Source organism: Shewanella sp. DW31, assembly GCF_015767295.1.
Taxonomy (GTDB): domain Bacteria; phylum Pseudomonadota; class Gammaproteobacteria; order Enterobacterales; family Shewanellaceae; genus Shewanella; species Shewanella oncorhynchi.
Map to the genome: position 1 here is coordinate 142426 of NZ_JADWMP020000003.1, position 23354 is coordinate 165779.

General features: G+C 44.4%; 26 protein-coding genes. 10 read left to right on the top strand and 16 right to left on the bottom strand.

The annotated features are described in order from the left end of the window. Positions 1-31: 31 nt before the first annotated feature. The 4 genes from GWI56_RS04125 to GWI56_RS04140 all read right to left on the bottom strand — a co-directional run bounded on the left by GWI56_RS04125 (position 32) and on the right by GWI56_RS04140 (position 3147). Positions 32-487: a hypothetical protein gene (locus GWI56_RS04125; protein WP_198572262.1), complete on the bottom strand. Its 456-nt coding sequence runs from the start codon at positions 485-487 to the stop codon at positions 32-34. A gap of 90 nt (positions 488-577) precedes the next feature. After that, positions 578-1102: a M48 family metallopeptidase gene (locus tag GWI56_RS04130; RefSeq protein ID WP_028760423.1), complete on the bottom strand. Its 525-nt coding sequence runs from the start codon at positions 1100-1102 to the stop codon at positions 578-580. A gap of 48 nt (positions 1103-1150) precedes the next feature. Then, the gene (locus GWI56_RS04135) at positions 1151-1588 is read right to left on the bottom strand and encodes a DUF3010 family protein (RefSeq protein ID WP_028760422.1); all 438 of its coding nucleotides are present in this window, start codon (positions 1586-1588) and stop codon (positions 1151-1153) included. Positions 1589-1791: 203 nt separating this feature from the next. After that, on the bottom strand, positions 1792-3147 hold the full coding sequence (locus GWI56_RS04140) for a DEAD/DEAH box helicase (protein WP_198572212.1): 1356 nt from the start codon (positions 3145-3147) through the stop codon (positions 1792-1794). Between the two features lie 249 nt (positions 3148-3396). Here GWI56_RS04140 and rssA point away from each other — a divergent pair, with 249 nt between their 5' ends. Further along, positions 3397-4344, top strand: a complete 948-nt coding sequence (rssA, locus tag GWI56_RS04145; protein ID WP_105252908.1) for a patatin-like phospholipase RssA — start codon at positions 3397-3399, stop codon at positions 4342-4344. Positions 4345-4478: 134 nt separating this feature from the next. On the opposite strand, the gene GWI56_RS04150 is transcribed toward rssA, so the two are convergent. Continuing rightward, positions 4479-5489 carry an NADP-dependent oxidoreductase gene (locus GWI56_RS04150; RefSeq protein ID WP_198572213.1) on the bottom strand — a complete coding sequence of 337 codons (1011 nt, stop codon included), beginning with the start codon at positions 5487-5489 and terminating at the stop codon, positions 4479-4481. A 146-nt stretch (positions 5490-5635) separates the two neighbouring features. On the opposite strand from GWI56_RS04150, the gene GWI56_RS04155 reads away from it, so the two are divergent. The 7 genes from GWI56_RS04155 to GWI56_RS04185 all read left to right on the top strand — a co-directional run bounded on the left by GWI56_RS04155 (position 5636) and on the right by GWI56_RS04185 (position 12238). Next, on the top strand, positions 5636-6124 hold the full coding sequence (locus tag GWI56_RS04155; protein ID WP_105252906.1) for a MarR family transcriptional regulator: 489 nt from the start codon (positions 5636-5638) through the stop codon (positions 6122-6124). A gap of 119 nt (positions 6125-6243) precedes the next feature. Then, positions 6244-6933 carry a hypothetical protein gene (locus tag GWI56_RS04160; RefSeq protein ID WP_198572214.1) on the top strand — a complete coding sequence of 230 codons (690 nt, stop codon included), beginning with the start codon at positions 6244-6246 and terminating at the stop codon, positions 6931-6933. Positions 6934-7194: 261 nt separating this feature from the next. Beyond that, on the top strand, positions 7195-9312 hold the full coding sequence (gene nrdD, locus GWI56_RS04165; RefSeq protein ID WP_173245562.1) for an anaerobic ribonucleoside-triphosphate reductase: 2118 nt from the start codon (positions 7195-7197) through the stop codon (positions 9310-9312). 103 nt (positions 9313-9415) lie between these two features. Beyond that, positions 9416-9877: an anaerobic ribonucleoside-triphosphate reductase-activating protein gene (gene nrdG / locus GWI56_RS04170; protein ID WP_198572215.1), complete on the top strand. Its 462-nt coding sequence runs from the start codon at positions 9416-9418 to the stop codon at positions 9875-9877. Positions 9878-9991: 114 nt separating this feature from the next. Next, the gene (locus GWI56_RS04175) at positions 9992-10348 is read left to right on the top strand and encodes a YibL family ribosome-associated protein (protein WP_028760414.1); all 357 of its coding nucleotides are present in this window, start codon (positions 9992-9994) and stop codon (positions 10346-10348) included. A 273-nt stretch (positions 10349-10621) separates the two neighbouring features. After that, positions 10622-11236 (top strand): GTP cyclohydrolase II, encoded by a 615-nt coding sequence (gene ribA / locus GWI56_RS04180; RefSeq protein ID WP_006087423.1) that lies wholly within the window; start codon positions 10622-10624, stop codon positions 11234-11236. Positions 11237-11293: 57 nt separating this feature from the next. Then, the gene (locus GWI56_RS04185) at positions 11294-12238 is read left to right on the top strand and encodes a hypothetical protein (protein ID WP_131524329.1); all 945 of its coding nucleotides are present in this window, start codon (positions 11294-11296) and stop codon (positions 12236-12238) included. Positions 12239-12289: 51 nt separating this feature from the next. On the opposite strand, the gene GWI56_RS04190 is transcribed toward GWI56_RS04185, so the two are convergent. The 5 genes from GWI56_RS04190 to GWI56_RS04210 all read right to left on the bottom strand — a co-directional run bounded on the left by GWI56_RS04190 (position 12290) and on the right by GWI56_RS04210 (position 17545). Further along, entirely contained in the window at positions 12290-12745 is a 456-nt protein-coding gene (locus GWI56_RS04190) for a FlxA-like family protein (protein ID WP_198572216.1), read from the bottom strand. 169 nt (positions 12746-12914) lie between these two features. Further along, positions 12915-13298 (bottom strand): VF530 family protein, encoded by a 384-nt coding sequence (locus GWI56_RS04195; protein ID WP_198572217.1) that lies wholly within the window; start codon positions 13296-13298, stop codon positions 12915-12917. Positions 13299-13480: 182 nt separating this feature from the next. Further along, complete coding sequence (locus GWI56_RS04200; RefSeq protein WP_198572218.1) at positions 13481-14941, bottom strand: carbon starvation protein A; 1461 nt, start codon at positions 14939-14941, stop codon at positions 13481-13483. 199 nt (positions 14942-15140) lie between these two features. After that, complete coding sequence (gene btsR, locus GWI56_RS04205; protein WP_028760409.1) at positions 15141-15851, bottom strand: two-component system response regulator BtsR; 711 nt, start codon at positions 15849-15851, stop codon at positions 15141-15143. After that, a complete protein-coding gene (locus tag GWI56_RS04210) occupies positions 15848-17545 on the bottom strand; it encodes a sensor histidine kinase (protein WP_028760408.1) in 1698 nt (565 codons plus the stop codon). The genes btsR and GWI56_RS04210 overlap by 4 nt, the downstream gene beginning before the upstream one ends. 128 nt (positions 17546-17673) lie before the next feature. On the opposite strand from GWI56_RS04210, the gene GWI56_RS04215 reads away from it, so the two are divergent. Next, positions 17674-17916 (top strand): YecH family metal-binding protein, encoded by a 243-nt coding sequence (locus tag GWI56_RS04215; protein WP_105252897.1) that lies wholly within the window; start codon positions 17674-17676, stop codon positions 17914-17916. Here the strand turns inward: GWI56_RS04215 and GWI56_RS21680 are convergent. The 6 genes from GWI56_RS21680 to GWI56_RS04240 form a co-directional block, all read right to left on the bottom strand. Then, the gene (locus GWI56_RS21680) at positions 17843-18040 is read right to left on the bottom strand and encodes a hypothetical protein (RefSeq protein WP_242068351.1); all 198 of its coding nucleotides are present in this window, start codon (positions 18038-18040) and stop codon (positions 17843-17845) included. The genes GWI56_RS04215 and GWI56_RS21680 overlap by 74 nt on opposite strands. Before the next feature lie 228 nt (positions 18041-18268). Then, a complete protein-coding gene (locus GWI56_RS04220; RefSeq protein ID WP_028760406.1) occupies positions 18269-18613 on the bottom strand; it encodes a replication protein RepA in 345 nt (114 codons plus the stop codon). Further along, the gene (locus GWI56_RS04225; RefSeq protein ID WP_028760405.1) at positions 18600-19268 is read right to left on the bottom strand and encodes an AAA family ATPase; all 669 of its coding nucleotides are present in this window, start codon (positions 19266-19268) and stop codon (positions 18600-18602) included. The genes GWI56_RS04220 and GWI56_RS04225 overlap by 14 nt, the downstream gene beginning before the upstream one ends. A 76-nt stretch (positions 19269-19344) precedes the next feature. Beyond that, a complete protein-coding gene (locus GWI56_RS04230) occupies positions 19345-19647 on the bottom strand; it encodes a PilZ domain-containing protein (RefSeq protein WP_198572219.1) in 303 nt (100 codons plus the stop codon). A 158-nt stretch (positions 19648-19805) separates the two neighbouring features. After that, positions 19806-20210 carry a phosphate-starvation-inducible PsiE family protein gene (locus GWI56_RS04235; protein ID WP_028760403.1) on the bottom strand — a complete coding sequence of 135 codons (405 nt, stop codon included), beginning with the start codon at positions 20208-20210 and terminating at the stop codon, positions 19806-19808. Positions 20211-20461: 251 nt separating this feature from the next. Next, positions 20462-20971, bottom strand: a complete 510-nt coding sequence (locus GWI56_RS04240; protein WP_028760402.1) for a DUF2062 domain-containing protein — start codon at positions 20969-20971, stop codon at positions 20462-20464. Positions 20972-21003: 32 nt separating this feature from the next. Here GWI56_RS04240 and GWI56_RS04245 point away from each other — a divergent pair, with 32 nt between their 5' ends. Next, positions 21004-23322 (top strand): DNA internalization-related competence protein ComEC/Rec2, encoded by a 2319-nt coding sequence (locus GWI56_RS04245; RefSeq protein ID WP_198572220.1) that lies wholly within the window; start codon positions 21004-21006, stop codon positions 23320-23322. Positions 23323-23354 lie beyond the last annotated feature (32 nt).

The following is a 23354-nucleotide window of genomic DNA, read 5'->3' on the forward strand; positions in this document are numbered from 1 at the left end:
GAACCCAATATGCAGTGCTAAATCGTGCCTATCAGCTTGCGTGGCGCCTTTGCATCACTTTTAATGCGCACTTGCACAATTTACCTTTTAATGCGGGACAGCCACCACAGGGTGATTTTTTAAAGGGACGTAATGCAAAGCTGTGTTCCGTGGGTAAAGGAGAAAGTCGAGTAATAATAGTCGATGAAAATGTCGCATCATTTGCGGCAATAAAATTAGCTTTCGCGAGTTTTAATTGTTTTTTGAGTGTTGATTTATTGCTATGGGCAAATTCTTGCTGAGCAATATGCTTAGAGAGTAATTGGGTGAGGTGCTTTCGTTGAGCCTTTTTATTCGTCAAAGATTTATCAGTCAGGGTGTTCAGATGAGATAAGGATGGAATCGCTTTTCCTGAACTTGAAACAGATTTCGCCTGTGTTTTGAGTAACTTTTTAGCTTGCTTTTTACACCACTTGCTTAAGAGTTTGTCGATATTCTGTTTAGTCATTGTCATTACAGTATTCTGCAGCACTAGATACTACAACATTCTAAATGAAAACTATTATCAGTCAAGTTTTGGGCGAAAAATATACGAAGGTCAGGTGTCGACTTTATCTGCAGAATAAGGGGATATGTTAGCGTCGATGCAAGTCAATAATAAGCGCAAATCAAATTCAAACTGGTGATAATCCGGCTCCATGTGGGTACACAAATTATAGAAAGCTTTGTTGTGATCTTTTTCTTTTAAATGGGCTAATTCATGTACTACGACCATACGCAACAAAGGTTCTGGCACACGCTTTAAACGCGAAGAAATGCGAATTTCGTTCTTCGCTTTGATTTTATTGCCTTGAACTCGTGCTACGTAAGAATGCAAGCCAAGTGCATGATGGCTAATATTAATTTTGTCATCAAATATCACTTTTGAGAGCGGGGAGGACTGGCGTAAAAATTGATTTTTAATCGTCTGAGTATAGTCGTACAGCGCTTTATCGCTACGAACGCTATGTATGACAGGATGACGTTTCAGCAATAGCTTGGGTAATGTGCCAGCATCGAGATGTTGCTGTACCTGCTGCTGAATATCAAGGCTGTAACCGTTTAAGTACTTTAATGGATTCATAGAGGATTTAGCTCCGAATGACTTCGGAGCCTGAGTTCATCACATTACTTATACTTTGCCAAAAATTCGGCGATTTTGATGGGCATAAGCGGCTTCGAAAGCTAACTGCTGTACTTTTTTAAGATCTAAACTATCGAAATCAACTTGGGGTGGATTGCGCTTGTTTTGCTCTTTGATAGTGACAGGAGACAATAGACTGACAGGTAATTCCCCTAATTGAATGGCTGCTTCAAGTTTAAAGCTTGTCGCTGAACCCGCGAGTTTACCTTTTTGCTCACGTTCTATGATGACAACTTCATCAACGCGATAATCTTGCATAAGCTTATGAAAAGCGAAGTGAAACTCACGAATAGCTTCTGTGGTAGCAGATTGGGAAACGGTGAAAGACACCTTACGGCATTCTGGCACATTGAAGGTTTCACCTTCATAGCTCAATAAACTGATAATGGCTTCGCCACCTTTTAATTCAACACCACAAACTCTCATGTTACACCTTCAAAATATCGATAATAGCGCTATTGTAGCTGGAAATGACATGAGGATCAGTGTTTACCATGCGCTTTTGATTCGCTTGGCGACAGACTGATAATTTTAGTATGTCAATTTCCAGTATTAGATCATGCCTATGTGATTTGTATCAGAGATAATATCTGATGTTAAATCCACCGGCCTTTATGCATAAATTAGTTTTAAACTTTTTCAGTATCATTATCTTGCAGTAATTGTGCCGCAGCAGGTTTTCTACGCATAGGAGCATCGCCGACATCCACGCCTGTGATGAAACGCTTATCCCGCGACGGTGCAGGTGTGGTTGCTTTAGTTCTTTTGCTCTTACCTTTAGCAAGCTCCGCTTTAGCAACACGTTTTACTGGCGTCTGTTTAGCTTTGCTTTTTATACCACTAAATTTAGCTTCGAGGCCTGAAATTGTGCTGATCTCAAAGGTTTTTCTGAGGAAGACTTGGACTTTCTTAAAGTTGTCCCAATCTTTTGGCCCGACGAGCGATATCGCATCACCTTTTGCGCCTGCACGACCAGTACGGCCGATACGATGCACGTATTCTTCGGCAAATTTAGGCATGTCGAAGTTAACGACCAAGGACACATTGAGCAAATCCAGACCACGAGAGGCGACATCGGTCGTCACTAGGACTTGTTGTTGGCCACGGGAAAATTGGTCCATGATTTGGTTGCGTGCGGCTTGCTTTAAATCACCGCTGAGTGCTGCGGTTGCAAAACCTTGCGCGGTTAATTTAGCGGCTAAGCGCTCAGTATCTGGACGCGTCGCGGTAAAAATAATCACTTGTTTATGGGTTTCATCTTTGAGCAAACGGGCTAATAACGCTTCTTTATGGTCTAAGTGGTCACATAAAAAGATACGTTGATGAATATCGTTATGCTCAGAGTGAGCTGCGCCAATCGCCACGTGCGCTGGATTTTTTAGTAATGTTGCTGCGATATCATTGATTTCGTCGTGATCTAAAGTGGCAGAAAACATCAGCGTTTGACGGCGTTTATGATCGGCTGCATCGTTGATCGCTTTTAGCTGCGGTGCAAAGCCTAAATCCAACATGCGGTCGGCTTCATCGAGGACTAATAACTCTAAGCCATTGAGAAAAAGATGCTTCTGTTCTAAATGATCGGCGATACGGCCTGGAGTCGCGACAATGAAATGCGGTTCTTTCGCTAAGGCTTTGGCTTGGTCATTAAAGTTTTCCCCGCCCAGTACGCTGATGGCCTTGTATTGGGTGTTGGCGACAAGGAGGCGAAGCTGACTATAAACCTGATGCGCTAGTTCGCGGGTCGGTAATAAAATCAAGACTCTAGGATCACGTTTCGACAGTGAGCGGGTAGAAATGACTCTTTGCAATGCGGGTAACAAAAACGCTAAGGTTTTACCTGAGCCCGTTTTTGATGACGCCATTAAATCTTTACCTGCCAATGCGATAGGCAGTGCTTGTTCCTGGATGGCGGTGGGTTCTGTGATCCCCATATGTTTTATGCTTTGAAGCAGACGCTGGTCCAGAGAAAAATCGGTAAATTGCAAAGGTATATCCCCTAAATCTTAGTAAGGGCAGATTATAGCCTTAATCATCCTTGCTCAGCTATCCACATCGGTGATTATCTCTGCTTCATGCACGGATTGATGTAGAAAGTGTGCCATTTATGCTCTGTTGATTGTATTTATTTACATTGGTATTACAACCTCTTAATTGTGTCGTTTTTACCGATTGACAGTGGATATGGCAGGATTTTACGTTATCGTGTACTGCATGAGTTACAGGAGAAATGATTTATGGCTAACGGAACAACCCCTTCGGTAGGTATTGCCTTGGGTAGTGGGGCGGCGAAAGGTTGGGCACATATAGGTGTATTGAATGGTTTAGCTGCCATGGGTATTAAGCCCGATAAAGTGGCTGGATGTTCGGTGGGGGCTTTAGTGGGGGCCGCTTACGCCCATGATCATTTACCCGAGTTAGAAAAATGGGTGCGCGGTTTTTCTAGTTGGGACGTGCTTGGCTTGATGGATATTCGATGGCGTAAGGGCGGGCTTATCGGCGGAGACAAGGTGTTCGATGTGCTGCATGCACGTATAGGAGATGTGAATATTGAGAATCTCAATCGTCCCTTTGCAGCCGTCGCGACTGACTTATACTCTGGTCAGGAAATTTGGTTTACTGAAGGGGATTTACGGCAAGCGGTACGGGCCTCTTGCTCCATGCCGGGGATTTTAGCCCCTGTCAGGCAAGGAGAACGCTGGTTAGTCGATGGTGCTGTAGTGAATCCTGTGCCTGTTTCGGTCAGCCGTGCCATGGGCGTTGATGTAGTGATTGCAGTGGATTTATATGGCTATCATTCTGGGCGTATCCAAGTGTTACCCGTGAATATGACCAGCCAAAGGACTGTCCAAGCTGAAATGGATATGCCAGCGCGACAAGAAACGGGCTTTATGGATTTATTCGCCCGTGGCCGAGATTATGTCAGCAACCTAACCGATAAGTTTTCACTCGGCACTAAATCGAATCCGGGGATGATTGCTGTGATGTCGCAATCTATGGGTATTTTAGAGCAAAGGCATAAACGGGCGCGGTTGATGGGCGATCCACCAGATATTTGTATTGTGCCAGAGGTGGGCAATATCGGCACTATGGAGTTTCACCGTGCTGATGAGGCGATTGCCGCCGGCGAAGCGGCGGTGGAGAAAGTCGCCCACTTGATTGAAGCAGCGCTCTGGAAGGGCTGATGAGTCAAAATGTAGAGTTAAAAGTTTTATATAGATAGCGTTTGATTGCCAGATAAACAAAAGTCGGTATCACTTTCGGGATACCGACTATTTACTATCTCATTTTGAGATGTTTATACCGCTTTGTTGGTGACTTAGGCTAGTTTTACCAACATTTTACCGCGATTCTTACCTTCAAATAGACCGATAAAAGCATCAGGTGCTTGTTCAAGCCCTTGATAAATTGTTTGTTCTGCTTTGACTTTGCCTTCCGCTAACCATTGAGCCATTTTTGCGGTGAACTCAGGATAATGCGCCCAATGTTCGGATACGATAAAACCTTCTAACTTGAGTTTTCGCATTACAATTAGGGCTAAGTTGTCAGGGCCAGGGGTTGGAGTTGTGTTGTTATATTGCGAAATCATACCGCAAACAGCGATACGTCCATGATCTTTCATATTGCTCAGCGCTGCGGCTAAATGCTCGCCACCGACGTTCTCAAAATACACGTCAACCCCTTCTGGCGCAGCTTTTGTCAACGCTTGGGTGAGATTGCCACAAGTCTTGTAATTGATGACCGCATCAACACCATAACTTTTTAATAATTCAGCTTTTTCATCTGAACCGACAGAGGCTATTACACGAGCACCTATTAGTTTACCAATTTGGCAGGCTACGCTACCTACTGCGCCAGAGGCTGCGGAAACGAACAGTGTCTCACCCGCTTTTAAATCTGTAATGCGAGTCAGTCCTGTCCAAGCTGTCATGCCTGGCATTCCGAGTACGCCGAGGAAATGTGAATTATCAAGCGTAGTTAGTGGTAGAGCGGTCAGTCCTGCTGTATCTGTGACTGCGTGTTCACGCCAACCTAGCATGCTGCTGACTTTAGTACCAACCGGGAACTCGGTGTTTTTTGACGCGATAACTTCACCAATCGCACCGCCTTCTAAGACTTGATTTAAGGCGAAGGGCGGAACATAACTCTTGCGATCAACCATGCGCCCGCGCATGTAAGGGTCAACCGACATCCATAGATTTTTAATCAGCACTTGTCCATCAGCGAGTGGTGCTAACGCTTTATTTACTAAAGTAAAGTTCTGTGCTGTAGGCATGCCTTCTGGGCGACTAGCTAGATGGATCTCACGGGTTTCAGTCATACTCTTCATAAAAACTCACCTTTTGTTTGTGCGCAAACTAATGATGTTAACTCTACGTGGCTTTAAGATTGAATGCAAATAGTTTGCGCGCAAACTAGATGGGGTGGGACAGATCGGATAAGATAGCGTTATGTTTAAATGACAGGCGCTTAAACGTGCAAAATTGCTTACCTCAACCTGAGCTAGACGCTACAAAACAGACTCATAGCCAAGCTTCTAGCGATCCACTCTGTTTATCCGATAATGTTTGTTTCGCGTTATATTCTGCGAGCAATGCATTAGTGCGTGCTTATCGGCCTCTACTCGAGGCATACGAGTTAACTTTCCCTCAATATTTAGTGATGCAAACCCTGTGGCGTCAAAACGGCTGTAGCCAAACCCAGCTATCAATGGCGACTAAACTCGATATGGGAACCTTAACGCCCATCGTCAAGCGGTTAGAGTTGAAGGGGTTGATTACGCGATTAGCCTGCGTTGAAGATGAGCGGAAAAAGCTGATCACTCTGACAAGTCAAGGAGAGGGTATCAGGCACGAAGCTCTTGCCTTGAAGCAAACCTTGCTTGATAAAGTGCAGATGGACGCTGAGGCACTCGATTTATTAAGGCGGCAATGTCTTGCCTTGATCGAAGATATACAGTCCTAGATATAAGTTGGTTTATGCATAGTGATGCTATTAACTCAGGGGTTGCACTGATTAATACTTGATTGGCTTAGTTTTTGCTTTAAAACAGTCATTGAGTCTTAGACGCCGAATTTTTGACGATGAATTCTATTTTAAATGCCTTTAATCTTAATCGCAGCAGTGCCAGTATCGCCGATGCCTATGGTGCCAATAGCCAAAAGACGAGCACGGCTAAAACCGATACTACGACAGAAACAAATAAAACGCAGACGGATGCTACCAAATCCGATAACGGTAAAACCGATGAGATAGCGCTGTCGCCACGGGCGCAACGCGCACAGAAAATTCAATCAATGGCGAAGGATTTTTTTGCCGATGGTCAATTTGGCGTCGCCGATATTCCCGCATTGGTGTCGCGCTTACAAAAAGATGGCATTTTATCGGATGTGCAACTCGAGCGTTTATCGAAAAACGGTATTACAGTGCCGAGCACAACAACGCCGACTAAACAATCGTTGCAAGATTTTTTAGATGATGAAATCAAGTCATTAGCTAAAAAATCACCTAATAATCCTCTTATCAATACCTTAGTTGATGCTAAAAACGTCTTAACCAATATGGATGATGCTCAGTCGCCGGTGCTAGCCCAGAAGGCCACGAAAGTCCTTAGCCAATTGACGGATTATTTGAATTCTGAACCTCCGCTTACGGATGCTCAAAAGCAGCAGTGGCAGGGGCTAAAATCTATGATGCAACTTGCTTCATCTATGGGGGCACATCAATCTGCATCGGGCCAACTCAGTAGTTATCTTGCGCTTGCTAAACGTTAATTCACATCCATAGTGCGTGATAAACACAAATTGTCACGCATTCAACTAGCTGGGTTTAATCAGCAGGTCAAGGCGCAATTTTCAGATAATTGGGCCTAGCTGCAGTTCTTGTTTGTTCTTTTATTTCATCCTAAAAACTATGATCTGGATCATGGACTCCTTACCGTCATTGTAGCCTAATGCTCTACATATTGTGTTTTATGCTTTTAAAATCACTAGATGTAGTGTTAATTTTTAGGCGAGATGGAGAGGAACTGAACAATGCCAGTCGTAATTAAGCGTGATGGTTGCCGCACACCTTTTGATGAAACAAGGATACGGGATGCAGTGAATGCCGCTGCAAACTCAGTTGGAATAGAGGATGGCGACTATGCAGCGACAGTGGCAGCGTGTATCAGTCAGAGCGTCGCGCCATTAGCAGAAGTCGATATCCACCATCTACAAGATGCGGTTGAGAATTTACTGATGGAAGGGCCGTACAAGTCCCTTGCGCGCGTGTATATCGAATACCGTCACGACAGAGATGTGTGCCGTGAAGCGACCAGTAAACTCAACCTCGAAATCCGTGGTTTAGTTGAGCAAAGCAATGCGGCTTTACTCAATGAAAATGCTAATAAAGATTCAAAAGTCATTCCTACTCAGCGGGATTTACTCGCGGGCATAGTCGCCAAACATTACGCCAAGAGTCATATTTTGCCAAAGGATGTGGTCGCTGCCCATGAGGCGGGCGAGATCCATTACCACGACCTAGATTACTCGCCGTTTTTCCCGATGTTTAACTGCATGTTGATTGATTTAGCTGGCATGTTGACCCACGGCTTTAAAATGGGTAATGCCGAAATTGAAACCCCTAAGTCTATTTCAACAGCGACAGCAGTGACCGCGCAGATCATTGCCCAAGTGGCGAGCCATATCTATGGCGGAACTACTATCAACCGTATCGATGAAGTGTTAGCGCCATTTGTCGCTAAGAGCTACGACAAGCATTACCAAATTGCCCTGAATTGGAAGATCACCGACGCCAAAGCCTTTGCCACGGCGCAAACTGAAAAAGAATGTCACGATGCATTCCAGTCTTTGGAATATGAGGTCAATACTTTACACACTGCCAATGGCCAAACACCGTTCGTGACCTTCGGGTTTGGTTTAGGCACGTCATGGGAATCACGCTTAATTCAGCAATCAATGCTCAAAGTGCGGATGGCGGGATTGGGTAAAAATCGCAAGACGGCAGTATTCCCTAAGCTAGTGTTTGCGATTCGTGATGGCATTAATCATAAAGCGGGCGATTGCAATTACGATGTAAAACAGATGGCGCTCAAATGCGCGACAATGCGCATGTATCCCGACATCCTCAACTACGAGCAAGTCGAGAAAGTGACCGGTTCATTTAAAACCCCAATGGGCTGCCGTAGCTTTTTAGGCACCTATGAAGAAAATGGTGAGCTTGTGCATGAAGGGCGCAATAATTTGGGAGTGGTCAGTTTAAACCTGCCGCGGATTGCCTTAGAAGCCAATGGCGATGAGACTGAGTTTTATCGCATTTTAGATGACAGACTAGTATTAGCCCGTAAAGCACTGGATACCCGTATTGAGCGACTGAACGGTGTTAAAGCCCGCGTGGCACCTATCCTTTATATGGAAGGCGCCTGTGGTGTACGTTTGCGGGCAGATGATGATGTGGCGCAAATCTTTAAAAATGGCCGTGCGTCGATTTCACTCGGTTACATTGGACTGCATGAAACCATGAATGCACTCTATGGCACCCAAACCCATGTATTTGATGATGCACAATTAAGGGAAAAAGCCGTTGCTATTGTAGCTTATCTTAAAGCGGCTACCGATGCGTGGAAGGCCGAAACAGGTTATGGCTTTAGTCTGTATAGCACGCCAAGTGAAAGTCTCTGCAGCCGTTTTTGTAAACTGGATGCGAAGCAATTTGGGCTAGTCACAGGGGTGACAGATAAGGGCTATTACACCAATAGTTTTCACCTCGATGTGGAAAAAAGTGTTAACCCTTACGATAAAATTGATTTTGAACAGCCATATCCCGCTATCGCGAACGGTGGTTTTATTTGTTACGGCGAATATCCCAATATGCAGCATAACCTCGAAGCGCTGGAAAACGTCTGGGATTATAGCTACAGCCGCGTGCCTTACTATGGCACTAACACACCAATTGATGAATGCTATGACTGTGGCTTTACCGGCGAATTTAGTTGTACCAGTAAAGGGTTCACTTGCCCTAAGTGTGGCAATCATGAGCCTAGTCGAGTCTCTGTGACGCGCCGTGTGTGCGGTTACTTAGGCAGTCCTGATGCGCGGCCCTTTAATTATGGCAAGCAAGAAGAAGTAAAACGCAGGATCAAACACTTGTAACACTATTACCTTATTCTACCTGTTAGACTTATTCCGTGGCATCAATGGTGTCATGGGGTAAGTACCAATGTTAAAAGATGAAATGCACTGTGAGTGACCATCAATGAATTACCATCAGTATTTCCCTATCGATGTGGTCAATGGCCCAGGTACCCGTGCGACCTTGTTTGTCTCTGGCTGTGAGCACCAGTGCCGCGGTTGTTACAACCAAAGCACTTGGGATCCCCGTTCTGGGCATGTATTTGATAGGACGATGGAAGATAGGATTATTGCCGATCTTAATGATAAGCGGATTGTGCGCCGTGGTTTATCGCTTTCGGGCGGAGATCCTTTATTGCCTGTCAATCTCAGTGCCATTTTGACGCTCGTCAAACGAGTCAAGGCTGAGTGTAAGGGGAAGGATATTTGGCTGTGGACAGGTTATGTGCTCGATGAGTTGAGTGATGAACAGCGCGCCGTGTTGGCCTATATTGATGTGCTGGTGGACGGAAAATTTGAACAAAGTCTTGCCGATCCTAGTCTCGTGTTTCGCGGTAGCAGCAATCAGATCATTCGTTTGTTATAAAAGCGGTAACGAGGATCTGTAACTTGCTGCTATAATCTCAGGCCTTGACACAGACGCTAGCATAATCAGGCTAAGATTTTACTGTGGCTAACTTAGGTAATTTAAGGTAACAGAATGAATTTAAAGCAAGAACTGCAGCAGCTTAACGATAAATTAGATAAATTTCGTCGTAAACTTGCTGCGGCTGAACAAAGAGGCGATGACGTCATTATTGCCCAGTTCAAACGCGAAATCGCTGCGGTCACTAAGCAAATCGGCAGTGTGAAAGGGCAACAAACCCGCTTATTGAATAAGCAAGGGTCAGATATCAAAGGTTTGCCTTTCCATCGTGCTTTGACAAAAGCGGAACAAGCAGACATGGGCAAACTGAAAAAGTCTGTCAAAGGGCTTGTGGTAATCCACCCTATGACGGCTATCGGCCGTGAAATGGGGCTAACGGAAGTTACTGGATACGCTCCCGCAAAATTTTAATGTGGGATTGGATGTCACTGGCACGGGATCGAGTGTCGATCGCGTGTTTGTGCTCCTTGTATTTAATGCATTGCTTCGTTTTAATCCATTCCTTCGTGCTGCCCATCGAAAAGACATTCATGTTTGGTTTAGTTGATTAAAACACTAAAGTATTTCTGGATTGTTCGAAAACACTTTAGAATAGTGCGCTTAGTTGGCTAAGTGCCTAATCCTCGTTTTGTTTCTAGGGATCTTATTCGTCTCATGGAATGAGAGTTGTCGTTAAGGTTAAGTATGTCGATAAAATATGTCGCGACGTCAAAGTTACCCACTCCTTGGGGCGTGTTTGCCATGCATGGTTTTGAAGATACCGAATCAGGTAAAGAGCATGTTGCGCTCACATTCGGTACGCTCAGTGCGGATGAACCTGTGTTGGGCCGTATTCATTCCGAGTGTTTAACCGGCGATGCTTTATTTAGCTTGCGTTGTGACTGTGGTTTTCAGTTACAAGCTGCCATGCAAAATATTGCGGAAACGGGCAGTGGCTTTATCCTCTATTTACGCCAAGAAGGCCGTGGCATTGGTTTGCTTAATAAAATTCGCGCCTATGAGCTGCAAGATAAAGGCGCCAACACGGTTGAAGCCAACGAGCAACTCGGTTTCGAAGCGGATATGCGTAAATACGACATGATCAAGCCTATGCTGGAACAGATAGGGGTGAAGCATGTGCGTTTGATGACCAATAACCCTCGCAAAGTAAAAGCGATGAAGGAGTTTGGCATCGAAGTGGTTGAGCGCGTACCGCTGCAAGTTGGTAAAAATCGTTACAATGAGGCGTACTTAAAGACCAAATCCACTGAGCTTGGACACATGATGTCTGAATATCATTTTATGGATGAAAATAAGTAACTTTGTATTTATGATGGGTCGACCGATTGAGTCAGAAATGAGTAAGGTTTAAGTCAATTGAGCCATTTTTTCAGTCGGTTGCTATTAAGCTTGTCGCTAATGTGCTTGGCATTACTGAGCGTTATTCCTACCACCTTTGCCGATAGTATTTCCGCTACAAATACATTCATATCTGCATCTCAAGCGGATGATTCCGGCTTTTCTATCAATCATGCACCTAATAATGCTAATGGTAGTAATCCGATAGAAACTAGCACTAATCCAAATTCTGTTTACGCCTTTGGTAGTTATCTTGGCACTGGCGTTTACCGCGCTGCAAACCAAAATGCGACCGTCGTTAGCATTCCGTTAAGCTTTGATTTGAAGAAAGATAGCGGTAGCCAAACTTGGTTACGGTTACCTATCTCCTTTGGCTTTTTTGATTATTTAGCCAAAGATATCACTGAAGGTGAGTTGCCGTCGTCGATAGGTACTATGACGGTTACCCCAGGTTTTGAGCATCATTGGCAGGCGAGCGAAAATACTCGAATGGAAGGGTATTTAGATATCGGTTTTGGCACTAACTTCGATAAAAACGATAACGTTGCTATTATCGCCTCAGGGATCAGTAGCTTGTATGACTTTACCTTAGCAGGGCAGGATGCTGTGTGGGTATCGAGATTACGCTTTGCTGGGTACAGCGAGCACTATGGTAAGTTTTCGGATCAATTTGCAGTACTACAAACAGGTGTTGATTTAGGGTTAGCACCACGCTGGCAATGGTGGGATCTGCAGGTGCAACCAAGGATCTTTGCCGTAGGCTATTGGTATTTCAATGAACTTAGATTTATTAGCGAGATAGAGCAAGATACTATTGTTTCTGGCAGCTATGAGGCAGGCTTCTCCCTCGCGTTTTCTAAGCCCCTTGGGGGCGAACTGTTGAGTGTTGATCGCATCGGATTCAGTTATCGTCGTGGCGATGGGCTCAATGTTTGGCGTTTAATGTTTAGCTTTCCTATCTAGGTATCATCCATTACGGGATGTATTACAAAGACTATTGGTCAGTTATTTTGTCTAAGCTGACTTTTGCGCGTCGCGCATCTTCTTATCAGTCAAGGTCGCTATTTGACTACTTAGCTGCATTATTTGTTCTTGGATTAACTTACGCTGTTGCTCCGCAACCTCAGAGTCATCTCCTTTAAGTTTGGCCAGCATTTTTTGTAGTGCTTTGATCTGCTCTTTTATTTTCTGGATCTGTTGGTCGATTAACGTCATGGGCTCTTCTGACGCATCATTTTCTGTTCCATCTTTTTTTGCTGCAGCATTGTCTCTTAAAGGGGCACCTACATCTGCGGACAATGCGGCGCGGCCGGCTGAAGAAATGGAGACTGTGTCTTGAGTATCCTGCGCATCTGCTGTCGATTCATTAGTCGTCGTTTTTGTTGTGGCAGGAGTTGCTGCGATATATGCGCTCGATACCGGAGTGAAAGTTGAGCCGATTGTGGCACTGTTTATTCCATTAATGCTCATTCCATACTCCATTAGATGCAAACTGTGTTGATACTCAAATCGCTATCGGCCATTAATTGGAAAACTGAAGCTAATTTTTGGCTTATTTGGCAAAAAGCGCGATATTGCTGATGACAATACAGCCCTCAAGTGAGGGCTGTTCACGTTTTATGGCTGCAGAGGGCGAAGATTAACTATTACCCCAAATATGGCTATTTACTTTGTCATCTGTGTTAGGTTTATCGCTTTTAGCTGACTTGTCAGGGGGAGTTTGATTGGTTTTCTTCGTCGCAATTTTTGCCGCAGGCTTCTTAGCCGTTTGACTAGAGTCTACTTTAGGTGGCGGCAAGGGTAATTTATTGGCTCTTAAATAAAGATATTCGACTTTATCCCGCGCCCACTCTGTTTTTCTCAAAAAACGTAAACTGGATTTGATGCTGGGATCGTGGGTAAAACAACGGATATTAATTCTTTCACCTAATTCTTCCCAGCCGTATTTCTCGACTAAATAAGTGATGATCGTTTCCAGTTTAATGCCGTGGAGCGGGTTATTCGATTGATTCATATTATGCATGTTGCAATGTGCTATGGCGGGAGTATAGCAGTTTTGTATGCCTGATACAGTGTGGAATGGTATCGAGTCAAGCTTGAATACCTTGCTAGCTTAAACCTGTGATAGCTGCTATTGGTGGAGCAGTATGATCAAAACAGGCGCAATAAAGCGCCTGTTTTAGGTTGGTCATTTGAATTGTTTGACTAGTCTTTGACTGTCTCTTTAAGCTTAGTTTCAACCAGTAAATCAATTTCGCCTTTACCTTTGGTTTTCACAATCAAGAGTGCTGTAATCACTAAGGTTGTGACTATGCCCGCTATGGTTGATACCGTCATAGGTAAACCGGCACCTAAGGTTGGCGAGTTCAGTAGGAAGGTGATAACCACAGTGGTCATAAACATCGCTGGAATTGTCGCAATCCAATGTAGTTTGTTATGTCGTAGCAGGTAAGCCGAAGCCGTCCACAGCATTAATACTGCAGTGGCTTGGTTTGCTACACCGAAGTAGCGCCAAATCACACCAAAGTCTACTTGGGTCAATATGCCGCCGATAACGAATAGTGGGAGAGCTAACACTAAGCGCTTTGGTAGTGAGATTTGTGGCATATTGAAAAATTCAGCCAAAATCAAACGCGCAGAGCGGAAAGCCGTATCGCCTGAGGTAATCGGCAGAATAATCACCCCTAGGATAGCCATAAAGCCACCGATAGCGCCTAACAGACCGGTAGAGGCCTCATAGACGACGTTGGCAGGGTTACCTGACATACCCGCACTCAACCCTTCTACTCCGCCAAAGTAAGACAACGCGATGGCACACCAAAGCAATGCGATTATGCCTTCGCCAATCATGGCGCCAAAGAAGACGAAGCGACCATTAGTCTCGTTTTCAACGCAGCGGGCCATTAACGGTGATTGAGTCGCATGGAAACCCGATACTGCGCCACAGGCAATAGTGATGAATAGGGCAGGCCAAAGTGGCATGTCGTTCGGATTTAAGTTTTGGAAGAAATCGCCCGCTTGTACGTTAGGCAGTAAGGTATGCTCGCTTGATAGCATAATTGCGAAAGCTAAACCAAACGACATGAAGAACAATAAAGCGCCAAAGAAAGGGTACAGACGACCGATAATTTTATCGACAGGTACCACAGTTGCAATCAGGTAATAGACGAAGATTATACCAACGAAGATACTGACATCCCAACCGGTAAGCTTGCCAAGTAAGCCAGCAGGCGCAGAGATAAAGACCACACCGACTAGCAGTAACAGCACAATAGCAAACACGTTCATGAAGTGTTTGGCGCTCTTACCTAAATACTTACCCGCAAGGTTTGGCACGGATTGACCGCCATTGCGCACTGACAACATACCGGAGAAGTAGTCATGTACTGCACCTGCAAAGATACAGCCAACTACAATCCACAACATGGCTGCAGGACCATAGAGTGCACCTAAGATAGGACCAAAGATTGGGCCTACGCCTGCAATGTTTAATAATTGAATTAGATAGACTTTGCCTTTAGACATAGGCACAAAGTCGACGCCATCAGTTTGACTGAAAGCGGGTGTTTGACGATTAGCGTTAATGCCGAAGACTTTCTCGACAAAAGCGCCGTAGATAAAGTAGCCGCCGATCAGTAGACCGACACAGAGTAGGAACCACATCATTTTTGTTATCTCCCCATTTGAGTTCTGGCGAGTGTAAACAAGTTGTTGATATAAAACTTTGTAATTTCAATGAGTGGTCGAAAATGCAGTGTGAGCGGCAATTGGTGAGCTTAAGTGGTTACCATTGTATGTTAACGGTGAGTGTTGTTGGCTATCTTATGGCTAAAAATACGTCGCTAAGATGACTTTTGGATTGTGTTTATTGAAAGCCAAATAGCTGTTTAAGGCTTTTAAGATAGCGGCGTGATACGGGTACTTTATCGCCTAAATGAGTGGTGACTTCAGCCCCTGTATCTAACAGCTCAATTTCAGCAATCGCCTTAGGTGAAATCAAATACTGCCGATGGCAGCGCACCAGTGGGGTTTTTTCTTCGAACACTTTCAAGGTCAACTGGGTATGGACTTTGCCTTTCGTGCTGGCCACATGGATGCCGCTTAAGTCACTGAACACATATTCCACATCTTGGATTGCAATGACTTTGAGTTTATTGCCGCTGTAGCAGGGAATATGTTCAAGACTCTTTGGGGTAATGGAGTCCATAGCCTGAGGCGTTAGATTTTTACGCACGCGAGTGAGGGTTTTACTGAGTCTGTCGGCATCTATGGGTTTGAGTAAATAATCGAAGGCATGATTGTCGAAGGCTTTGACGGCAAACTCGTCGTAGGCGGTGACAAACACGATTTTCGGCATGTCATCGGGGTCGAGCATTGCAATAAGTTCCATGCCCGAAATGCGTGGCATTTGGATATCAAGAAAGATTAACTGAGGTTTTTCTTTGGTTATGCTCTGTAATGCCTCAATAGCATTGGCGCATTGACCGACGATTTGGATGTCGTGTTCTTGCCCCAAAAGGTCAGCTAATTCTTCACGAGCAAACAGCTCATCATCGACAATTAAACAAGTGATCACGTGCGGTTATCCATATTTGATGTTTCAGGGCTTTCTATGGGCAATCTTATGGTGACACGAGTCAATTGATCGGGCTCGCACTCCACTGTCACGCCGTATTGTTCGCCAAAAATATTTTGAATTCGCTTATGCACTAAGTTCATCCCTAGGCCTTCTGAGCCCTCAATGGGCTGATACAACCCTGCATTGTCTGTGACTTCTAGCTCCAGCACATCATTTTCGAGCTTGCCAGTCACTTTAATCTGCCCTTGCTCAATCATGTGCGAAGTGCCGTGCTTTACGGCATTCTCAATAATCGGCTGCAGGGTAAAGGCTGGTACTTTGCAGTGGTAGAGTGATTCAGGTATCGCGATACTGACTTGTAATTTATCAATAAAACGCGCTTTTTCAATGGTGAGATAGGACGCTATGTGATCTAGCTCGTCCCCAAGCGTCACTAAGCCTGTCGTTCGCTTTAAATTGATCCGTAAAAATTGCGATAACTGCTGCAGTAGCTGCTTAGACATATCAGGATCACGTTTGATAATCGCGCTAATGGTATTCAGTGCATTAAATAAAAAGTGCGGATTGACTTGAGCCTGCAGTAATTTAAGTTCGGCTTGAGTCAGTAGATTTTGCTGTTGCTCAAAACGCCCATAAAGAATTTGGTTTGATAACAGACGGGCAATACCTTCACCTAAAGTACGGTTGATATTCAAAAAAAGTTTATTCTTAGGCTCATAGAGTTTAATCGTGCCAATGACTTCGGTATCACTGCGCAGCGGGATCACAAGACTTGACCCTAGACGGCAATGAGAAGAAATAGAGCATGCATAGGGCGTTTCAACGCCATCGGCGAACATGACCTTATTTTGATTGATGGCTTCTAAGGTGATTTTGGACGAAATCGGTGTACCTGGGAGATGGTGATCGGCGCCTATGCCAATAAAGGCTAACAGTTTTTCCCTGTCCGTGATGGCCACTGCACCAACATTGGTTTCTTCGATGACGATTTGGGCGACGTGACTACTACTTTCTTCGTTAAATCCTTTGGATAGTAATCCGACACTGCGTTCGGCAATTTTTAATGCCTTAGTCGAAAAGCTCGATGAGAGTTTATCAAACATGGTTTTTTGGTCACGGATCATGCTCATAAAGAGTGCCGCTCCCACAGAATTGACTAATAACATGGGCGGCGCGATTTGACGTACTAATTCCCATGCATCATCGAAGGGGCGTGCAACCAAAAGTATGATGCTCATTTGCATCATTTCAGCATAAAAAGTCACTAGGCAAACGAGTAATGGATTGTAGATGAGCTCACTTTTATCTGCGCGTCTTAAGTAGAAGCTTATCATCCCTGCGGATAAGCCTTCTAAGGTGGTGGAGATGGCGCAGGCTATATCAGTAAAGCCTCCCATACTGTAGCGGTGTAGCCCACCAGTCAGCCCCACCAGAAAACCAGTAACCGGTCCTCCTAATAATCCGCCTAAAACTGCGCCCATAGCACGAGTGTTGGCAATCGCTCCCGAGGTTTGCTCACCAAAATAAGTTGCCATGATGCAGAAACTCGAAAAAATCAGATACATAAAAATCTTATGTGGCAGACGAGGAGACGTTTCGGCAAACAGTTTAAACAGTGGCGTTTTACTGACTAAGTAAACGATCACTAAGTACAGCGACATCTGTTGGGTCAGTAATAGGATCAAAGACATAATGGCTCACATTATCGTCACAGATGTCGGCGCAGTCGTCCTCATTTGAAAGTTTGTGCGCGAGATCAGGGTTCGAATTTAACCGTTAGGATATAAAGAACAATAATATTGCATCTTTAGGAGGACATATGTCCAATTCTGTTCACGGTCATGATGTTATGGCGCTGATGGTAGCTCAAGGGGCCGCTATTATAAAGCCTGAATTAATTTCCATGATGGAGCAAAAGTTTGGCTCGGCGGCTCGATACCATACTTGTAGTGCAACTGATTTGAGTGCCGAAGCATTAATTGAGTTACTTATAGGTAAAGGTAAGTTTTACGAAACGTCCCAAGGTATTCAACTTGTAGCTGGGCGAAAGTGTGGGCATTAATACCCATCGTATTAAATATCTGTTCATTCAGCGGGAGTTCAACGCGCTTTAGACAAGGCGAAGGCTTGAAGGCATAGCGGTGCTCTGTCCAAAGCCTTAAACGCAGTATAAAGCGCGATGCCATTAACATCAGCCGCCCTTCGGGAGCCACAGGCATTCCACTCTGGTGTTGCATTGACTTAATAGGGAATGACCATTTCTGCGTCAATGCGCCTTGGATTGAGATGCCAGTGAGGCTCTGAACTGACTAACCATTTAATATTATTGGTATAATACACAGTGCCATAGCGTACTCATTTTATTTCGCTGGTTAGTTTTTAGTCACTTAGATGTGTAATTATTTTGTTGAAGCTTAGGCTTCATCATGGCGCTTATTTGCAATTTGCTCCTGCTGTGCGGGTGTGAGTTGGGTAAATTCATTGATCAAAATACGCAGTAATCGAGATTTTGCAATATTGGTGGATTTCGATAGGGCGTCAAGCTGAGAAATACTGTTTTCAGTGAGGGTAAAGGTCGCGTGGCGATAAATCTTAGTCGATTTTTTATCTAAGCCCTTAACTATGGTGTGTGTGGTGGGCGCAGCTAATAAACTCGCCTTACCTAAGGCGTAGTTATTGGCATCTTCAATGAAATCATCGACAGAAACCGGCTTGATGATTTGTTTAGGTTTCTTACGTTTAAGATCAGTTAAGCTCATAGCTATTTTCTGGTGGCATTGCGAATAACTCATCCGCTATGGCGCGGATCTCATCAGCTGCTTTCCCATCGGGTTCTATTTCGACGACTGAAGAGCCTCTTTCTTCACTGTCATCATAAATATTTCGACAAAATGTAACTGAATTTAGCACCCTTAGTCCAAAGGATTGCACCACATCTTTGGCTTCTAAAATGCGTTTAAACTGTGTGGGAAGCGCTGGGCATTGGGTTAGCACTATAGTCGCGATCATTTTAGGATTAACCATCTTACAAGTACTTAGCATGTCTTCCATGTGGGGTAATGTTTTGAGATCGCGTCTTTTGGGTCTGAGGGGGATCACAACATAAGTTGCTACCGACATAGCTGCGCGCATGGCTAAGTTATCTTGACCACCACAATCTACAATTACGTAGTCAAAACGCTCATTGAGGCTGAGTAAATCATTACGAATCTTGCCGTAAAGTTGGATGCAATTAATGCTTGGGAGGCTTGGATCATTATTTCTTGCTTGGATCCAATCTGAAGTCGTGCGCTGGGGATCACAATCGACCATGAGGACGTTTGCCTGAAATTTTTGCTTAATATAAACGGCAAGATTTTGAGCGAGACAACTTTTTCCGCTACCACCTTTTTCACCACCTACCAGCAAGATCATACTGACGCCCCTTAATGAATTGTTCAATTCATTGAGTGTAGAACAGAGCCATTAAAGCTGCGAAATTTAAGTTAAATTAAAGCAGTTGCATGGCAATGTGGTAGCTTTGGTCGTGGCATTTTGCGCAGCGGCAGACTTGTCCTTTGACGGTATTTTGTTGTGTGCTATCGGGATTAAAGGTCACTTCGATGAGTTCCCCGAGTGTAAACGGATTTTTATAATCGAATAAAATGCCGCGTCTTGCTAAGTCGATACACACACCTTCATCTGTTTGCTTCATGCCTTGAGTGTCGATCCAATTCAAGACCACGCGCTCTGCTTCCATGTCGACTCGCAGCGATGTGCGTTTTTCTTCAAAACCAGTAGTATGGTCACCCATAACTCAATTGCCCCGTAAATTATTGATCTCAGTAAAACTAGCATAATTGCTTTTTGGCAGAATACCAATGTGAAAGCTAGGTCTTTGATAATAGTTTTAAAACGAGAACAGCAGGTGCCATTGATTTAGGTTTCAATAGCACCAACTCAGGTATTTGATTAATTGTCGTATTCTTGATTTTTTGGATAAGGCATTTTTAATTGGCCCCAACGAATCACAATCACGGTTGCCGCTAAAATTAGCGTCGATAATGATATTGCTGCGATACGCCAGTCTTCCATGCTCTTCATATCTAAGATTAGGTAACGGGCCAAGGCGACAATCGCAATATAAAGCGGCATACGTACTGGTAACTTACCGGATTCATAGTAGTTAGCCACCATGGCTAACACTTCTAAGAAAATAAATAACAAGAGTAAATCGGCCAGTGCGACCATACGTACAGAGATGATATGCACAATTTCTTGGCCTATTGCGACAACGGTGGCAATGGCAATAATAAATAGGACTAAGTGTTCAACTGCTTTGAGGCTTTTAGAACCATATTGATGATAAAAAGGCATGGATATTCCCTACTTGATGTTTTTATAAATAGTAACAGCAAAAATCTGTTTTTAGGGAAAAGCTAGGCGCCGCTGTGTGATTTAATTCACAGATATGTACGATCTTAAATTCGGCGCAAAGCGGAGTTAACGTGGTTGTATGTAGAAGGTGATTCACATGATGAACAAAAGGGAAGCGAATGTGTTAATCCGCTTATGCTGTTACCTTGACTCAATCGTTGTACCAACATAAGCGATTTGAATATAAGAGATTATTTATTCTTGCGTTTCTGCCACTTAAACATAATTGAATATTTCCACAGATTATTAATCAGCAAATAACCGACAGCGGAAAAAACCACTCCTAGCACTAGACACCCGAGTAAGAATGCCGGACCTATGGTCGCAAGCGATGCTTCAATCCATTGCCAACTTGCTTCGAAGGCAAAATCTTGCGGAGCATGGCCGAGTATTTTAGCACCGAGTAAATACGCCCCATAAAACATCACTGGCATAGTTAAGGGATTGGTTATCCATACTAATGCAACTGAAACAGGAATATTAACGTTAAATAGAATGGCAAAAGCCGCTGCAACAACCATCTGAAATGGCATGGGGATCCAAGCGACAAATAACCCTACGGCAAATGCGCCTGGGGCGGATTTTCGATTAAGTGCCCATAGATTGGGATTGTGTAACAAGCGTCCGAACATGCGTAAGTGTTTATGCTCACGCAAGGTTTCAGGCTTAGGCATAAATCTTTTAATTAATTTTTTTGGCATATGCTGAAATTGCTGTCTTAACTTAATTCACTATGAATCGATTCATGTTTGGCTTTAGTGCCATCTTATTATCAGCGATGTTATGGCCTTCGCTGCCGCCAGTCAGTTACATACCCTACCTTGTTGTTGGGGCGTTAATCTTACACCGAAAAATCCCTGTCTGTGCAGGTGGGCTCTTTGCGGTAGCATGGCTAACTGGTTTTTGCTTAGGATTATCTAGGCAGGATTTGCCAATGTTACAACAACCTATACAGGTAAGGGGCGAAATCATATCACTAGTTAGTCGAAACAGCGACTGGCTAAGTTTGGATATATCGCTCATTAAACCAAATTTAATCTTAGGGCCAAACGCAAAATTGCGACTCACGTGGAAAGATCCGCCAGAAGTCGATGTGGGTCAGGTTTGGCTGTTTACGTTGACACCTAAGAGCATTGCTAGCGTGCTAAATCAAGGCGGCTACAACGAACAAAAACAATTAATCAGTCAACATGTTGTCGGTAAAGGACGAGTGATTGAGGCGCAGTTACTTGCAGTTTCGCCTTCATTGCGTAATGACCTCATAAGCGCATTGACACCTGAATTAGCCTCTTTACCTCAAGGTGACATTTTACTCGCTTTGCTTTTGGGGGATAAGCATTTGATCTCGCAAGCTCGTTGGCAAGCACTAAGGCAGACTGGCACTGGCCATTTAGTGGCGATTTCCGGTTTGCACCTCTCCGTCGTCGCGGCATGGGTATACGCTTGCCTTTTGTTTGGATTGAGTCGTTTTGTGTCACATCAGAGTCGACGGAATATGACTTTTGCGTTAGTCGCGGCAGGTATAGGCGCCGCATTTTATGCTTATCTTGCAGGCTTTGGTGTGTCGACTCAGCGTGCACTCGTGATGATTTTACTGTTAATGCTTCTGAGTTTATTAAAGCGATTTTCTACTGCGTGGGAGCGCTTGCTGTTTGCATTGTTTGTCGTATTGTTACTCGACCCGCTTGCTTGTTTAAGTGCGGGATTTTGGCTGTCGTTTTGTGCTTTAGGGGTGATTTTATATACCTTAGTCATCCAGCCCAAAGAGTTTACGGCTGTGTCGACTCGAAGGACGCGTGTAAGTGCGGGGCTTTTGCAATTTTGGGCCATCCAGTGGCGCTTGAGCCTTGGGCTTGGATTACTGCAAGGAGCACTCTTTGGTGGTGTGAGTTTACACAGCTTGTGGATGAATATCCTAGCTGTGCCATGGTTTAGTTTTGTTGTTATCCCATTAGCTATGGCGGGATTTATATGCTGGTGGGTCGGTACTGCGTTTGGGTTCTCTTGGTTGGGACTGCTTCGCCTAAGTGATTGGAGTTTATCACCCTATGCGCAGTTGCTAGACATAAGCCAGCAATTGCCAGCCCACTGGTTAGCGCTTTCAGATACGATATTAGCCTTGGGGTTATCCGCGCTCATCGGTGGTGTGTTATGGCGCTATGTGCCTAAAAATAAAAATTATACTTCTTGGTTAAGCCTGCTGAGTTTACTGTTTATTCCCGCTTTGCTTTTCTGTATTACGCTGTGGTCACCCGTTCAAAATAATCGATGGGCTATGCATTTACTGGATGTGGGCCAAGGTTTAGCTGTGGTTATTGAAAAGGATGGTAGAGGGCTGGTTTACGACACTGGTGCCGCCTTTGGTGATGACTTCAGTTATGCGGAACGGGTGATATTGCCTTTCCTAAAAGCCAAAGGCATTCAAGAGATTGATTATATTGTTATCAGCCATAGCGATAACGATCATGCAGGTGGTGCCCCTGTTTTGATTGAGGCTTACCCTAAGGCTTTAGTGATCACAGATGTGGCTGGTTTTAGCGGCCAAGATTGCCGCCCAAGGCAGATTCAATGGCAAGGGCTGAGCTTGAATTTGCTTTCTCCGCCTCAAGCGTTAGCGGGTAATAATGGTTCCTGTGTTATACGCATTGATGATGACAGGCAGAGTCTACTGCTTACGGGTGATATCGAAAAGCAAATCGAAACTTCGCTATTAAGTCGTGCCCTAGGTGGTGAGTATGAGTTACAAAGTGAAGTGCTCGTTGCGCCCCACCACGGCAGTAAAACCTCGTCAACTGAAGCTTTTATTGATGCTGTTGCCCCCAAGTTAGTCTTGTTTCCTGCTGGTTTTGCTAATCGCTGGGGGTTTCCCAAATCCACAGTAGTTGAACGGTATCAGCAACGGGAGATTATGGGCCTAACTACAGGTATAGAAGGGCAGATTAGTGTGATTTTTCAGCAGTCTGAGCGAGAGGTTAAGACCTATCGTGGTGATTTAGCGCCATTTTGGTACAACTCTCTGTTTAGATTTGGTGACTTGATTAATCCAGAGTAGAATGCCTACTTTGCCATAATTTAGTGTTATCA